We start from the raw sequence: 13,873 nt of genomic DNA, 5'->3' as shown, positions 1-13,873 counted from the left end.
GAGAGCGACGATCTCGCGCCGGACTACTCCAAACCGGGGACGGCGGCCGGGGACCGGACCGGGCCGCGCTGTCCGCCGAACGGGGGACGCGCGGCGGTCCGCGCGGGGCGCCCGACGGCACTTCCGGGCGCGACGGACGGGCCGTTCGTGCAGGTCAGCGGGTTTTCCGCGGGGAGCGCCCGCTCGGTGGGGCACCGGCGCGCGCCGCACCTCGCGCGGCGAGCAGAGAAAGGTGATCACCGTCGACCGGGACCGCTGGGGCATCTGGCGGAACGATCACACGGATGGCCCCCGGGCGGCGGTGGTCCCGCTACCCCTTCGTCCCGCTGCTGTGCGCGATGCAGGCGACGTCGATCCGGTCGGCCAGCTTGGCGAGTTCGATCGTGAGCGTCGCCACCGTGTCCTCGTCGAGCCCCTCCTGCCCGCCCTCCACCAGCCGCAGCCACCGGCCGCCCACGGTGCGCAGCAGTTTGCTCACGTCGGACGCGGCCACCTGCAACGTACCGCGGTCGTCGACGATCAGCGGGAGAGTCACTTCGCGGTTCACGACAGCGATCGTAGCCGCGGAAACCTCAGGCCCCGTGCCACACGGTCGTGATGTTGCAGAACTCGCGGATTCCGTGCCCGGACAGCTCACGGCCGTAACCGGACCTCTTGACGCCGCCGAAGGGGAACGCCGGGTGCGAGGCCGTCATGCCGTTGAAGAAGACGCCGCCCGCCTCGATGTCCCGCACGAACCGGTCCACCTCGTCCGCGTCCCGCGTCCACACGTTCGAACTCAGCCCGAACGGAGAGTCGTTGGCGATGAGCACCGCCTCGTCCAGGTCGGCGGCGCGGTACAGCGTGGCGACCGGCCCGAAGGCCTCCTCGCGGTGGATGCGCATCTCGCGGGTGACGCCGGTCAGGACGGTCGGCGGGTAGAACCAGCCGGGCCCCTCGGGCCGCTCGCCCCCGCAGAGCACCGTCGCCCCGCCGCGGCGGGCGTCGTCCACCAGCTCCTCCAGGTCGGCCCGTCCCTGCTCGGTGGCGAGCGGCCCGACCTGCGTGTCCTCCAGGGCCGGGTCGCCGACCCTCAGCTCCCGCATGCCGCGGGCGAACCGCTCGGCGAAGGCGTCGTGGACGTCGGCGTGCACGATGAACCGCTTGGCGGCGATGCACGACTGGCCGTTGTTCTGCACCCGCGCGGTCACCGCCGTCTCGACGGCCCGGTCCAGGTCCGCCGACGGCATCACCACGAACGGGTCGCTGCCGCCCAGCTCCAGCACCGTCTTCTTGACCATCTCGCCCGCGGTCGACGCGACGGCCCGGCCGGCCGGCTCGCTGCCGGTGAGGGTGGCGGCCTTCACCCGGTCGTCGCGCAGGATCTCGTCCACCGCGCCCGCGCCCACCAGCAGGGTCTGGAAGCAGCCCTCGGGGTGGCCCGCCCGGTGGAAGAGGTCCTCCAGGTACAGCGCGGTCTGCGGCACGTTGGAGGCGTGCTTGAGCAGGCCCACGTTGCCGGCCATCAGCGCCGGTGCCGCGAAGCGGACCACCTGCCACAACGGGAAGTTCCACGGCATCACCGCGAGCACCGGGCCGAGCGGCCGGTAGCGGACCAGGACCCGGGAGGCGCCCGAGTCCCGCACGTCGTTCTCCCCGGGCAGCTCGTCGGCGAGCAGTGCCTCGGCGCGCTCCGCGTACCAGCGCATCGCCCGGGCGCACTTCGCCGCCTCCGCGCGGGCCTGCACGACCGGCTTGCCCATCTCGGTGGTCATGACGGCGCCGATCTCCCCCTGGTCCTCGTCGAGGAGGTCCGCGGCCCGGCTCAGCAGGCTCGCGCGTTCGGCGTACGAGGTGGTCCGGTACGTCCGGAACGTGGCCTCGGCGAGCTGGAGCCGGCGCTCGACCTCCTCCACGCCCATCGCCTCGTACGTCTTGAGCGTCTCGCCGTTCGCCGGGTTCACCGTCGCAATGGGCATGACCGACCTCCCTGGGAGCGGGCTGTGCTTCGACCTTCGCGCGCCGCGGGGGCGACCGCAACGCGTACACCTCTCGTCAGGGCGAGTGCTCCGCCAGCCGGTCGAGAAACGCGGCCTGGGCCGTGACGATCACCTCGCGGGCCCGGTCGAGGCCGAACCACCGCACCCGGTCCAGCTCCGGGAACTCCCGGGTCCGCCCGGACCGCGGAGGCCACTCCATCCGGAAGGTGCCGGGGGTGACCGCCGCCGGGTCCAGGTCGCCCTCCACGGCCCATGCGGTGACCGTCTTGCCGCCGGTCTGCCGCACCTCGCCCAGCGGCAATGCCGCGCCGTCGGGGGGCGGCAGGCCCAGCTCCTCCCGGAACTCGCGGCGGGCGGCCTCCCACGCCGGCTCCTCGGGGCCGTACTCGCCCTTCGGGACCGTCCACGCGCCCGCGTCGCGCCGGGCGAAGAAGGGGCCGCCCATGTGGCCGAGCAGCACCTCGGTCCCGCCGCCGGTGCGGCGGAACAGCAGCAGGCCCGCGCTGCGCCGGTGCCGCCGCTCGCTCACGCAGCCACCCCGGGATGCGCGGCGAGCACCCGCTCCACGGTGTCCGCCTGTTCGGGGCGCTTGTCCTCGCGGTAGCGGACCACCCGGGCGAAGCGCAGGGTGACGCCTGCCGGGTAGCGGGTGGAGCGCTGGAGGCCGTCGTAGGCGATCTCCACGACCAGCTCGGGGCGCACCCGCACTCCCCAGCGCTGCTCGTCCACGGCCAGCTCGCGCAGCCGCTCCGTCTGCCAGGCCAGCATCGCGTCGGTCATGCCCTTGAAGGTCTTGCCGAGCATGGCGAAGCCGCCGTCGGCGGTGCGGGCGCCCAGGTGCAGGTTGGACAGCTTCCCGGTGCGCCGGCCGTGCCCCCACTCGGCGGCCAGGACGACCAGGTCGAGGGTGTGCACGGGCTTGACCTTCAGCCAGGAGGCGCCCCGCCGGCCCGCGCTGTACGGCGCGTCGAGGCCCTTGACGACCACGCCCTCGTGGCCGCGCTCCAGGGTGGCGGACAGGAACCGCTCCGCCCCGGCGACGTCGTCCGCTCCGGACACCAGCGCCCTGCGGACCCGCAGGGGCTCCGGGACCAGCCGGGCCAGCTCCGCGTGCCGCTCGGTCAGCGGCAGGTCCAGCAGGTCGCGGCCGCCGACCGACAGCACGTCGAAGAACACGGGCGAGACCGGCACGGCGGCGGCGGCCGCCGCCACGTCGATTCTCGAGCCGACCCGCCCGGCGGTCTCCTGGAAGGAGCGCGGGCGGCCGTCCGGGCCGAAGGCGAGGACCTCGCCGTCGAGGATGAAGCGGTCGCCGTCCAGTGCACGTGCGGCCGCGGTCAGTTCGGGCAGCCGGTCGGTGATGTCGTCGAGCGTCCGGGTGTGCACCCGCACGGCGTCGCCGTCCCGGTGGACCTGGACCCGGATGCCGTCCAGCTTCTCCTCCACGGCGCAGGCGCCGAGCCGTTCCACCGCCTCGGCCACGGAGGACGCGCTGTGCGCGAGCATCGGCAGCACCGGGCGGCCCACGGTCAGCCGGAAGCGGTCCAGGGCCCCCGGCCCGTCCGCGAGCAGCGCCCGGGCCACCGGTTGCAGCGATCCGGCCAGCATGACGGCCCTCCGTACGTCCGCGGGTGCCGCGCCGGTCGCCCCGGCCAGTCCCTCGACGGCGATCGCGTCCAGGGCGCCCTGCCGGACCTCGCCGGTGAGCAGCCCGCGCAGGAACCGCTGCTCGTCCTCGGTGGCCGCACTCATCAGGGCGTCCACCAGCCGTGCGCGCGCGGCCTGCGACCCGGCGCCCGAGACTCCGCCCAGCTCGGTCAGCCGGGCGTCCACCTCGCGCACGGTGAGCGTCGGCGCACCGGCGGGCGCGACGGGCCGGCCGAGCACCTTCCAGCCGACGCCGATGCGGCCCTGCGGCAGGCGGCCCGCGAGATAGGGGATGACGACGGGCACGTCGTCCGCGTCGGCGTCCCGGAACAGGTCCGCGAGCAGGGCGATCTTCCGGGACCGCGCCGAGGTGGCGGCGACCTCCCGGGACACCTGGGCGAGCCGGGTCAGCAGCATGCAGTCATGGTGCACCGGCGGACGGTGGTCCACACCTGGGTGCCGGTGCCGGTGCCGTTCCACGGCCCGGCCGGGACCGGTGCACGGCGGCGGCCCGGTGCGGCCCCGCCGACCTGCCCGATTGACAAACACGGTTGCCGGACCTGCAATACGGGCATGGCTGCGCACCGGGGCGGAACGGGACGGGACGGGGGCGGAGTGCCGGGGCCCGCCGGACCGGCCCGGGACGAGGGGGCCGAGGACGTGCTGGCGGAGGTGGGCCCGCGACTGCGCAGGATCCGCAAGGAGCGGGAGGTGACCCTGGCCGCCCTGTCGGAGGCGACCGGCATCTCCGTGAGCACCCTGTCGCGGCTGGAGTCGGGCCTGCGCAAGCCCGGCCTGGAGCTGCTGCTGCCGATCGCGCGGGCCCACCGGATGCCGCTGGACGAGCTGGTCGGCGCGCCGCGGGTGGAGGATCCGAGGGTGCGCGCCGAGCCGGTCGTGCGGCACGGGCGCACGTACTGGCCGCTGACCCGGCAGCCCGGCGGACTCCAGGCGTACAAGGTGCGCGAACCGCGGCGCAGCGAGGAACCGGACCCGCGCACCCACGAGGGCTACGAGTGGCTGTACGTGCTCTCCGGGCGGCTGCGGCTCGTACTGGGCGAGCACGACGTGGTGCTGGCCGCGGGCGAGGCGGCCGAGTTCGACACGCGGGTGCCCCACTGGTTCGGGTCGACGGGGGAGGGGCCGGCGGAGTTCCTGAGCCTGTTCGGGCCGCAGGGTGAGCGGATGCACGTCAGAGCCCGGCCGCGCACCGGGTGAGGGGGCGCGGCACGGCGCGGTGACCGGGTGCGGAGACGGTTCCGCCGGCGGACTGTTCCCCGATCGACAAGCAACCGCTTAGTATGCCCAGAACCGGTCCGACGACGCAGTCCCGTGGAGGCGGCGCATGCAGGCATGGCGAGTGCACGAGAACGGCGAGCCGAGCGAGGTGATGCGGCTGGAGGAGACCGAGCGGCCGGTGCCCGGCGAGCACCAGGTCCTGCTGAAGGTGCGGGCCGCCAACATCAACTTCCCGGACGCGCTGCTCTGCCGCGGCCAGTACCAGGTCCGGCCCCCGCTGCCCTTCACCCCGGGCGTGGAGATCTGCGGCGAGACCGGGGACGGACGGCGGGTGATCGCCAACCCGGCGCTGCCGCACGGCGGGTTCGCCGAGTACGTCGTCGCCGACGCCGCCGCCGTGCTGCCCGCGCCGGACGCGCTGGACGACGCCGAGGCGGCCGCACTGCACATCGGCTACCAGACCGGATGGTTCGGTCTGCACCGCCGGGCCCGCCTGGAGGCCGGCGAGACCCTGCTCGTCCACGCCGCCGCCGGCGGGGTCGGCAGCGCGGCCGTGCAGCTCGGCAAGGCGGCCGGGGCCACCGTGATCGGGGTCGTGGGCGGTCCCGCCAAGGCCGCCACCGCCCGCGAGCTGGGCTGCGACACCGTGATCGACCGGCACGCCGAGGACGTCGTCGCCGCGGTCAAGGAGGCCACCCGCGGCCGGGGCGCCGACGTGGTCTACGACCCGGTCGGCGGCACGGCCTACACCCAGTCCACCAAGGTCGTCGCCTTCGAGGGCCGGATCGTCGTCGTCGGCTTCGCCGGCGGCACCGTTCCCGCCCCGGCGCTGAACCACGCCCTGGTGAAGAACTACGGGATCCTCGGCCTCCACTGGGGCCTCTACGCCACCCGGAACCCCAAGCTCGTCCAGCACTGCCACGAGCAGCTCACCGGGCTGGCCGCCCGCGGCGCGATCCGTCCGCTGGTGAGCGAGCGGGTGCCGCTCGCCGCGGCCGCGGACGCCGTCCAGCGCGTCGCCGACGGCACCACGACGGGCCGGATCGCCGTCCTGCCCGCGGAGAACGGAGCCACCGCATGACCGACGCCGACGACCTGCGCCGCCGCGCCCGCGACCTGCTCGCCGCGCACCCGCCCTCCACCACCGGATCCGGGGACTTCCTCCGCGCCCGCTTCGACGCCGGACTGGCCTGGGTGCACTACCCCGAGGGCCTCGGAGGCCTCGGTGCCCCCCGCTCGCTCCAGGCCGTCGTGGACGCCGAACTGGAGGCCGCGGGGGCACCCGACAACGACCCGCGCCGCATCGGCATCGGCCTCGGCATGGCCGCGCCGACCATCCTCCGCTACGGCACCGAGGAGCAGCAGCGGCGCTTCCTGCGGCCCCTGTGGGTGGGGGAGGAGGTCTGGTGCCAGCTGTTCAGCGAGCCCGGGGCCGGCTCCGACCTCGCCGCCCTGGGCACCCGCGCCGTCCGCGAGAGCGGCGGCGACTGGGTGGTCAACGGGCAGAAGGTGTGGACGTCCAGCGCGCACCTGGCCCGCTGGGCCATCCTCATCGCCCGCACCGACCCGGACCTGCCCAAGCACCAGGGCATCACGTACTTCCTCTGCGACATGACCGACCCCGGCGTCGAGGTCCGCCCGCTGCGGCAGATCACCGGCGAGGCCGAGTTCAACGAGGTCTTCCTCACCGACGTCCGCATCCCCGACGCCCACCGCCTCGGCGACGTCGGCGACGGCTGGCAGGTCGCCCGGACCACCCTGATGAACGAGCGCGTCTCCATCGGCGGCATGCGGCTGCCCCGCGAGGGCGGCATGATCGGCACGGTCGCCGGAACCTGGCGCGAGCGTCCCGAACTGCGCACCCACGACCTGCACCAGCGGCTGCTGACGCTGTGGGTGGAGGCGGAGGTCGCGCGCCTCACCGGTGAGCGGCTGCGCCAGCAGATGGCGGCGGGACAGCCCGGCCCGGAGGGCTCCGGCATGAAGCTCGCCTTCGCCCGCCTCAACCAGGAGATCAGCGGCCTGGAGGTCGAACTCCTCGGCGAGGAGGGCCTGCTGTACGGGGACTGGACCATGCGGCGCCCGGAACTGGTGGACTTCACCGGACGGGACGCCGGCTACCGCTACCTGCGCGCCAAGGGCAACAGCATCGAGGGCGGGACCAGTGAGGTCCTGCTGAACATCGTCGCCGAGCGCGTCCTGGGCCTGCCGGCCGAGCCGCGCACCGACAAGGACGTCGCATGGAAGGACCTCGCCCGATGAGCACCGAGCCGGACCTGCTGTACTCGGAGGAGGAAGAGGCGCTGCGCGCCGCCGTCCGCGACCTGCTCACCGACCAGTGCACCGCGGCCGACGTCCTTGCGCGCATCGAGACCGGTGCACCGCACGACACGGCGCTGTGGAAGTCCCTCGCCGAGGGCATGGGCCTCGCCGGGCTGCTGGTGCCCGAGGCGCGGGGCGGCCAGGGCGCCACGCACCGCGAGGCCGCCGTGGTCCTGGAGGAACTGGGCCGCTCCGTCGCGCCCGTGCCCTACCTGACGAGCGCGGTCGTCGCCACGGAGGCCCTGCTCGCCTGCGCCGGCGACGAGGCCGGGGACCTGCTGGCGCGGCTGGCGTCGGGCCGCACCGTGGGCGCCCTCGCCGTCGGCCTGCACACCGCCCCTGGCGGCACCCCGCCGCCGGTCCGGTGGCAGGACGGCGCCCTGCACGGCACGGTGACCGGCGTCGCCGACGCGGCGGTCGCGGACGTGCTCCTCGTCCCCGCGGACGACGGCGCCCTGTACGCCGTGGACGCCGCGGACGCGACGGTCACCCCCGCGAGCTCGCTCGATCTCACCCGGCCGGTGGCCGCGGTCGTCCTCGACGGCGCGCCCGGCCGCCGGCTGGGCGACGCCCGGCCCGCCGTCCGACGGGCCCTGCGCGCCGGCGCCGGACTGCTGGCGTCCGAGCAACTGGGCCTCGCCGACTGGGCCTTGAGCGAGACCGTGCGTCATCTGAAGGAGCGCAAGCAGTTCAACCGGCCGGTCGGCGGCTTCCAGGCGCTCAAGCACCGGCTCGCCCAGCTGTGGCTGGAGGTCGTCCATCTGCGGGCCGCCGCCCGCAGCGCCGCCGACGCCCTGGCGACCGGCACCGGCACCGACGTCGCGGTCGCCGTCGCCCAGGCCTACGCGGCCCCCGTGGCCGTCCGCGCCGCCGAGGAGGCCCTGCAACTGCACGGCGGCATCGGCATGACCTGGGAGCACCCGGTCCACCTGTGCCTGAAGCGGGCCAAGGCCGACGCGATCGCGTACGGCACGGCCGGCGCCCACCGCACGGCACTGGCCCCCCTGGTCGACCTCCAGGCCCCCTGAGCCGCGCACCCGCGGCCGGGACGGCCCGCCCCACCGGGGCCGGGCCGTCCCGCACGTCCGGCACCCGAACCACACGTTCGGGGGACACGTCATCCGCCCGGACGAACCCTCCGCTGCGCCACACTTGCGGCCGAAAGCCCCGTACCGGGCCTGCCGGAGGAGGACGACGATGGCCATTTCCATCTCTGTGGTGCTGTTGCTGCTGATCCTGGCGGTGGTCTTCGTCCGCAACGGGGCGCTGAAGTTCTCGCACGCCCTGGTCTGCGCCCTGCTCGGATTCTTCCTGGCCGGATCCAGCATGGCGCCGACCATCCACGAGGGCATCGCCACCACCGCGGAGCTCGTCGGCGGTCTGCGCCCCTGACCGCCGACGCGGCCCCCTTGCGCAGGCCGCTGCCGCGAACGCCGGCCGCGGCGCGGCCTCCCGGCACCGGCCGCCGCGGCGCCCCTCACGACACGGAGAACACCCCGACCCCGTTGGCCACCGCCCGCTCGGCGCCGCGGCTGGGATGGTTGCGCACGTCCACCCAGCCCTCGCCCCGCTCCCGGGTCACCAGCGTGCTGGAGCCGCCGCCGTCCAGGTTGAACCCGTCGGTGGCGCCCAGCCTCCGCAGCTCGGCGGCCAGTTCGGCCACCGTGAGACCCCGGCGGTACCGGGACGCGCCGTCCAGGGCGAGCAGGAGAAGCCGGTGCCCGCCGCGCGCGATGCCCACCGCGGTGCGCACCGTCGACACCGTTCCGTCCAGTCCGGGCAGCGGCGCCCCGTGCCGCACCACCGGGAAGCCGCCGACGGCGAAGACCAGCGGATCCCCCGAGGACGCCGCCACCAGCCTGCGCCGTACGGTGACCGGCTCGCCCCGGAACAGCCTGCGCAATCGCCGTGCCCCCGCCTCCCGTCCGACCAGCACCGTGGTCCCCGCCGCGATCGGGCCGCTGCCGGGCCGCCCCGCCGTCGCCACCACCTGCCCGCCACGCACCGTCACCTCGTAGGTGTCGCCGCTGCACGGCGCCGCGCGTCGGGTGTCCGTGCCGCACGTCGCGCGTGCCCGGGAGGTCCCGCCCCATTCTGAGGTGTACGCCCCGACGGAACCCTCCCCCAGGGCGTACTGGTTGAGGCCGCCGAGTCTCAACTCCCCCTCGGGCGTGTCGACCGAGCCCACGAGGCGCAACCGGTCCAGCCGCGCCGTGCGGTCGGCGCCCACGCCGATGACGTCCTCGGCGGTGGTGCCGGGCGGCAGCGGGGGCCCGAAGCGCTGCCCGCGCGGCACCGCCGCCTTGAGCGGATGCCCACCGGTGATCTCCGGGCCGACCGCCGCGCCGGTCGCCTCGACCCCGGGGTGCTGGGCCTCGCTGATGTTGAAGAAGTCGCCGTTGACGCCCGCCACCGCACCCTGCGCGTCGGCCATGCCCGACACCGTCCGGCGGGCGGCCACCGCGCCCGGATGCAGCAAACCCACCCGGACGTGCCGGTCGGCCAGGTCCACGCTGAGCAGGTGCGCCCGGGTCACCCCGCCCGCCCCGTCCAGGTCGAACGCGCGGTACTCGACGCCCGGCGCGATCTCCTCGGCCCGCTGCGCGCCGCTGGCCGGTGCCGCCCCGGCGAGGGCGGCGCCGGCCAGCGCGCCGCATGCCAGAAGAGTCGCCAGAGCCGTTCCGATCCGCCCGTGACGACGTGTCGCACTGCCCACCGTGCCCCCTGATGTCTCGTCAGCTTTCCCCGGACTCGGGGAAGTGCATCAGAAGGCGGTGTCCGGCGCGGTGTTCAGGCGCCAATGACGCGGGAACGGATGAGAAAACGCACTCCTTCGGGTGCCTCCAGGGAGAAGCCGCTGCCCCTCCCGGGCACCACGTCGACGAGCAGACGGGTGTGGCTCCAGACCTCGTACTGGCTGCGCGACATCCAGAACTCCACCGGCCGCTTCAGGCCCTCGACGTCCAGTTCGCCCAGCAGCACGTCCGAGCCGCCGGTGCGGAACTCGCCCTCCGGATAGCACATCGGGGCACTGCCGTCGCAGCAGCCGCCGGACTGATGGAACATCAGCGGACCGTGCGTCTCACTGAGCCGGCGCACCAGCGCGGCCGCCGCGGGGTTGAGCGCCACGCGCGGGGTCTCCTCGTCCATCGTCGCCGCCCTTCGCCGCACCGGAACCGGACGGGTCCAGCGAAGCAGCCCGGACGTTGCGAGGACGTTGCACCGCACCCGCCCGGGCGCGGACCAGGCGTCCCGCGAGGGGGGATCAGCGCAACGCGGGCCCGGCCGTACGGTCAGTCCTGCCGTGCGGGCAGTGCCTGCTCCGTCCACACCGTCTTGCCGTCGGGCGTGTAGCGGGTGCCCCACGACTGGGCGAGCTGGGCGGCGATGAACAGGCCGCGCCCGCCCTCGTCGGCCGTCCGCGCATAGCGCAGATGCGGCGCCGCCGAGCCGGAGTCACTCACCTCGCAGGTCAGCGTGCGGTCGTGGATCAGCCGCAGCTCGATGGGCGGAGCCCCGTAGCGCACCGCGTTGGTGACGAGTTCGCTGACGATGACCTGGGTGTGGAACGCGGTCTCCTCGTCGATGTTCCAGGCGGTGAGCTGCCGGCGGGCCCGGCCGCGCGCGACCGCCACCGCGGTCGGGTCCGGGTCCAGCCGCCAGGTCGCGAACTCGCCCGCGGCGAAGGACCGGGTGCGCGCCACGATCACGGCGGCGTCGCCCGCCCCGAGGCTGTCCGGAAGCTCGTAGACCAGGGTGTCGCACAGCTCCTGGAGCGGGCGGTCGTCGAAGTCCGGTGCCGCGCGAAGCGGTTGGGAGTGCTCCGCCAGGTACGCGGTGAGTGCCGGGTTGCTGGTGAACACCAGCAGGCTGCCGTGCGGCACCGAGAACGTGACGGCGGCGAACGGGGAATCCCCCGCCGTCCCCAGCCGCGGCCCCGACGGGGTGTCGGGGACGGTGACCGTGCGGTCCGGCCGGACCACGACCGGCGCCAGCCGGCCCGCCGCCGCCATCACGCAGGTTCCCGTGAGCGGCTCGTGGACGGCGTACGCGCAGTCGGCGTCCAGACGTTCGCGGCGCAGCGGGTCGCCCACCGGCAGCCGCGCCCGCTCCGACGCCAGCCCGGCCGCGGTGTCGTGCAGCCGGGCCAGGAGCTCGTCCGGCGCCAGGTCGAAGGCGGCCAGTGCGCGCACCACCGTCCGCAACTGGCCCATGGCCGCCGCCGCTTCGAGACCCCGCCCGGACACGTTCCCCACCACGAGCGCGGTGCGCGCCCCCGACAGCGCGATCGTGTCGTACCAGGCGCCCGGGTCGGCCCCGGTGACCGACAGGTAGGCGGTCTCCAGCGACGCGTGCGTCTCCGGGCTGCGGGGCAGCAGCCGGCGCTGGACCATGGCGGCCAGGGTGTGCTCGCGGACGTAGCGCCGCGCGTTGTCGACGCACAGGGCGGTGTGGGCGGCCAGTTCGACCGCGAGCCGGCGGTCGTGATCGTCGAAGGGGGGCGACTCCTCCGTGCGGTAGAGACTGATCAGGCCCAGGGCCGCGTCGCGCAGCGCCATCGGCACCACCAGAAGCGAGTGGGACCGCGAGGAGCGCATCGCGTCCGTCCGCGGCGCGTCCACCGGCATCCACGGCTCGTCGGCGTGCAGCGGCACCACCCGGGGACGCAGATCGGTCAGCGCCTGGGTGAAGGGAGTGGGGGAGGGCAGACGGCGCACGTCGCCGACGGGATGCGCCTGCGGCGGACACGGCCGGCTGCTGCGGAAGGAGGTGCGCATCAGCGGGGTGCCGGGCGGCAGCGGGGCCAGCGGCGGCTCGTCGCCGCGGATCACCGCGTCCACCACCTCCACCACCGCGATGTCGGCGAACCCGGGCACCACGGCGCCGACGAACTCCTCGCCCGTCACCACCGGGTCCTGCGTCCGCCCCACCCGGCGGCGCACCGCGTCCAGGACCCGGGCGCGGGCCCGGCTCCGCTCCCGCTCGGTGACGTCGACCGCGGTGACCGCCACCCCGAGCACCGCGCCGTCGGGATTGTCCAGCCGCAGCGCGGTGACCTCGAAGTGGTGCGCCCGCCCGGGGTCGGACCGCAGCCGCGCCTGGACGATGCGCTCCCGCAGCGGCACACCGGTGTCCAGCACCTCGCGCAGCCGCCGCTCCAGCGCCTCCGCGTCGACCATGTCGTACAGGTCGCGGACCGCGCGGCCGGCCAGGTCGGACGCCGCCGGGTCCTGCAGGGCCGGGGTGGCCGTGTTCACCCGCACCACCCTCAGCTGAGGGTCCAGCAGGTACAGCCCGATCGGCGCGTCGGCGAAGAGGGCCTCCAGCATCGAGGCCGCCGTCTCGTCCTCGTGCCGACGGGGGTCGGCCTGGGCCACGCGAACCACCTCCGGGCTTCGTCGCGCCGGCGTCCCGGAGCGCGGCCGTGGACGCGAGCGGGACCCGGAGCGGGAGCGGGAGCCGTGGCGGGTGCGGTGGCCGCCGTCGTGCACCCGTGCCCGCCGAACGGCGCTTTTCCAGCGTCCTCCGTGCGCGGGGCCACCGCACGCGCAGGCGCGGCGCGCCCCCGGGAGCGCGTGCACCCGCCCCCGCCGCGGTGCCCGTGCCGGATCACCTGCCCCGGGTGAGGCTTCGTGGCGCGCCCGGGCGGACCATCGCAGCAGGACGGCCGCAGACCTCGGCGCCGTCCCGGCGGAACCGGTCACGTGCGGGAGAGCAGCTCATGCGGTACGAGATCCGCGTCGACGGGCACATCTCGGAGACGCTGGCGAAGGCCTTCCCGGAGCTCGAGCACGTGGTGATGTGGGGCCAGACCGTCCTCTTCGGCGCCGTCGTCGACGACGCCCACCTGTACGGGCTGCTCGCACGGTGCCGGTCGCTGGGGCTGCGGCTGCTGGAGATGCGCCGGCTGCCGGAGTGAGGTGCACCGCGTGCGCCCGGTCCCGCGGGGGCGTGCTCACCCGTCCCGGGTGAGGCCGCCGATGTCTCGCCGCGCGCACGCTGAGGGCGGCACAGCGCCGCGGCCGGGCCGGGCCCGGAACGGAGGAGAGACATGAACGCACCGATGTACCTGGCGTACGACTTCCCGCTGTTGAGCGCCTTCTGGACCATGCTGTGGTTCTTCCTGTGGATCATGTGGTTCGTCCTGCTCTTCAAGGTCGTCTTCGACGTCTTCCGCGACGACGAGCTGAGCGGCTGGGGCAAGGCCGGCTGGCTGATCTTCGTCCTCGTGCTGCCGTTCCTCGGCGTCCTCGTGTACCTGATCGCCCGCGGCAAGGGCATGGGCCGCCGCGACGTCGAGCACGCGCGCGCCCAGCAGAAGGCCTTCGACGCCTACGTCCGGCAGGCCGCCGGCTCCGGCGGCTCCGGCACGGTCGACGACCTCGCCCGGCTCTCCGAGCTGCGCGCCCGGGGCGACGTCAGCGACGAGGAGTTCGCGCGGGCCAAGGAACACCTCCTCGGCGCCGCCGCGACCGGACCGGCGCCGTCCGGCGCGTCCGGGTCCGCCGCGGCCCCGGGCGGTCCCGCGGCCCCGGCACCCGGAGCCGCCCCGGCGCCCGGAGCGTCCACGCTGCCCGGAGGTCCTGAGGGCGCCGTTCCTCCCGCGACCGCGGGGGCTCCCGCGCCGGACCGCCCCGTCACCTCCGACCCCCGCCGCTGAGCGGGCGTGACGGACGAGATGCGAA

At 75.2% G+C, this 13,873-nt stretch carries 14 protein-coding genes; 7 read left to right on the top strand and 7 right to left on the bottom strand.

The genetic code is table 11. The annotated features are described in order from the left end of the window. Positions 1-310: 310 nt before the first annotated feature. The 4 genes from P3H78_RS12945 to P3H78_RS12930 all read right to left on the bottom strand — a co-directional run bounded on the left by P3H78_RS12945 (position 311) and on the right by P3H78_RS12930 (position 4,043). Complete coding sequence (locus tag P3H78_RS12945; protein ID WP_276109074.1) at positions 311-547, bottom strand: DUF6213 family protein; 237 nt, start codon at positions 545-547, stop codon at positions 311-313. Between the two features lie 25 nt (positions 548-572). Beyond that, complete coding sequence (locus P3H78_RS12940) at positions 573-1,958, bottom strand: NADP-dependent succinic semialdehyde dehydrogenase (protein WP_276109073.1); 1,386 nt, start codon at positions 1,956-1,958, stop codon at positions 573-575. Between the two features lie 76 nt (positions 1,959-2,034). Then, a complete protein-coding gene (locus P3H78_RS12935) occupies positions 2,035-2,508 on the bottom strand; it encodes an NUDIX hydrolase (RefSeq protein WP_276109072.1) in 474 nt (157 codons plus the stop codon). Further along, on the bottom strand, positions 2,505-4,043 hold the full coding sequence (locus tag P3H78_RS12930; protein WP_276109071.1) for an ATP-dependent DNA ligase: 1,539 nt from the start codon (positions 4,041-4,043) through the stop codon (positions 2,505-2,507). Before P3H78_RS12930 ends, P3H78_RS12935 begins: the two co-directional genes overlap by 4 nt. A 156-nt stretch (positions 4,044-4,199) precedes the next feature. On the opposite strand from P3H78_RS12930, the gene P3H78_RS12925 reads away from it, so the two are divergent. The 5 genes from P3H78_RS12925 (at position 4,200) to P3H78_RS12905 (ending at position 8,579) form a co-directional block, all read left to right on the top strand. Continuing rightward, on the top strand, positions 4,200-4,844 hold the full coding sequence (locus P3H78_RS12925) for a helix-turn-helix domain-containing protein (protein WP_276109070.1): 645 nt from the start codon (positions 4,200-4,202) through the stop codon (positions 4,842-4,844). A gap of 127 nt (positions 4,845-4,971) precedes the next feature. Next, positions 4,972-5,946, top strand: a complete 975-nt coding sequence (locus P3H78_RS12920; RefSeq protein ID WP_276109069.1) for an NADPH:quinone oxidoreductase family protein — start codon at positions 4,972-4,974, stop codon at positions 5,944-5,946. Beyond that, complete coding sequence (locus P3H78_RS12915) at positions 5,943-7,127, top strand: acyl-CoA dehydrogenase family protein (protein WP_276109068.1); 1,185 nt, start codon at positions 5,943-5,945, stop codon at positions 7,125-7,127. Before P3H78_RS12920 ends, P3H78_RS12915 begins: the two co-directional genes overlap by 4 nt. Then, positions 7,124-8,215 carry an acyl-CoA dehydrogenase family protein gene (locus P3H78_RS12910; protein WP_276109067.1) on the top strand — a complete coding sequence of 364 codons (1,092 nt, stop codon included), beginning with the start codon at positions 7,124-7,126 and terminating at the stop codon, positions 8,213-8,215. Before P3H78_RS12915 ends, P3H78_RS12910 begins: the two co-directional genes overlap by 4 nt. Before the next feature lie 169 nt (positions 8,216-8,384). Next, positions 8,385-8,579 carry a hypothetical protein gene (locus P3H78_RS12905; protein ID WP_276109066.1) on the top strand — a complete coding sequence of 65 codons (195 nt, stop codon included), beginning with the start codon at positions 8,385-8,387 and terminating at the stop codon, positions 8,577-8,579. Positions 8,580-8,664: 85 nt separating this feature from the next. On the opposite strand, the gene P3H78_RS12900 is transcribed toward P3H78_RS12905, so the two are convergent. The 3 genes from P3H78_RS12900 to P3H78_RS12890 form a co-directional block, all read right to left on the bottom strand. Beyond that, on the bottom strand, positions 8,665-9,903 hold the full coding sequence (locus tag P3H78_RS12900) for a phosphodiester glycosidase family protein (RefSeq protein ID WP_438827957.1): 1,239 nt from the start codon (positions 9,901-9,903) through the stop codon (positions 8,665-8,667). Between the two features lie 74 nt (positions 9,904-9,977). Then, entirely contained in the window at positions 9,978-10,337 is a 360-nt protein-coding gene (locus P3H78_RS12895) for a DUF779 domain-containing protein (protein WP_276109065.1), read from the bottom strand. 143 nt (positions 10,338-10,480) lie between these two features. Continuing rightward, positions 10,481-12,565: a SpoIIE family protein phosphatase gene (locus tag P3H78_RS12890; protein WP_276109064.1), complete on the bottom strand. Its 2,085-nt coding sequence runs from the start codon at positions 12,563-12,565 to the stop codon at positions 10,481-10,483. 344 nt (positions 12,566-12,909) lie between these two features. Between P3H78_RS12890 and P3H78_RS12885 the strand changes: the two genes are divergently transcribed. Continuing rightward, entirely contained in the window at positions 12,910-13,107 is a 198-nt protein-coding gene (locus tag P3H78_RS12885) for a DUF8691 family protein (protein ID WP_276109063.1), read from the top strand. 132 nt (positions 13,108-13,239) lie between these two features. Continuing rightward, entirely contained in the window at positions 13,240-13,848 is a 609-nt protein-coding gene (locus P3H78_RS12880) for an SHOCT domain-containing protein (protein WP_313884402.1), read from the top strand. Positions 13,849-13,873 lie beyond the last annotated feature (25 nt).

Origin of the sequence: Streptomyces tropicalis (genome assembly GCF_029269835.1) — a bacterium.
Lineage (GTDB): Bacteria > Actinomycetota > Actinomycetes > Streptomycetales > Streptomycetaceae > Streptomyces > Streptomyces tropicalis.
This window is presented reverse-complemented; position numbering and strand designations above follow the sequence as displayed.

Excerpts from the sequence above, each read along its gene's own strand:
- P3H78_RS12940 (WP_276109073.1), bottom strand. The coding sequence starts at position 1,958 with ATGCCCATTGCGACGGTGAACCCGGCGAACGGCGAGACGCTCAAGACG.
- P3H78_RS12930 (WP_276109071.1), bottom strand. The coding sequence starts at position 4,043 with ATGCTGCTGACCCGGCTCGCCCAGGTGTCCCGGGAGGTCGCCGCCACC.
- P3H78_RS12925 (WP_276109070.1), top strand. The coding sequence starts at position 4,200 with ATGGCTGCGCACCGGGGCGGAACGGGACGGGACGGGGGCGGAGTGCCG.
- P3H78_RS12920 (WP_276109069.1), top strand. The coding sequence starts at position 4,972 with ATGCAGGCATGGCGAGTGCACGAGAACGGCGAGCCGAGCGAGGTGATG.
- P3H78_RS12915 (WP_276109068.1), top strand. The coding sequence starts at position 5,943 with ATGACCGACGCCGACGACCTGCGCCGCCGCGCCCGCGACCTGCTCGCC.
- P3H78_RS12910 (WP_276109067.1), top strand. The coding sequence starts at position 7,124 with ATGAGCACCGAGCCGGACCTGCTGTACTCGGAGGAGGAAGAGGCGCTG.
- P3H78_RS12905 (WP_276109066.1), top strand. The coding sequence starts at position 8,385 with ATGGCCATTTCCATCTCTGTGGTGCTGTTGCTGCTGATCCTGGCGGTG.
- P3H78_RS12895 (WP_276109065.1), bottom strand. The coding sequence starts at position 10,337 with ATGGACGAGGAGACCCCGCGCGTGGCGCTCAACCCCGCGGCGGCCGCG.
- P3H78_RS12885 (WP_276109063.1), top strand. The coding sequence starts at position 12,910 with ATGCGGTACGAGATCCGCGTCGACGGGCACATCTCGGAGACGCTGGCG.
- P3H78_RS12880 (WP_313884402.1), top strand. The coding sequence starts at position 13,240 with ATGAACGCACCGATGTACCTGGCGTACGACTTCCCGCTGTTGAGCGCC.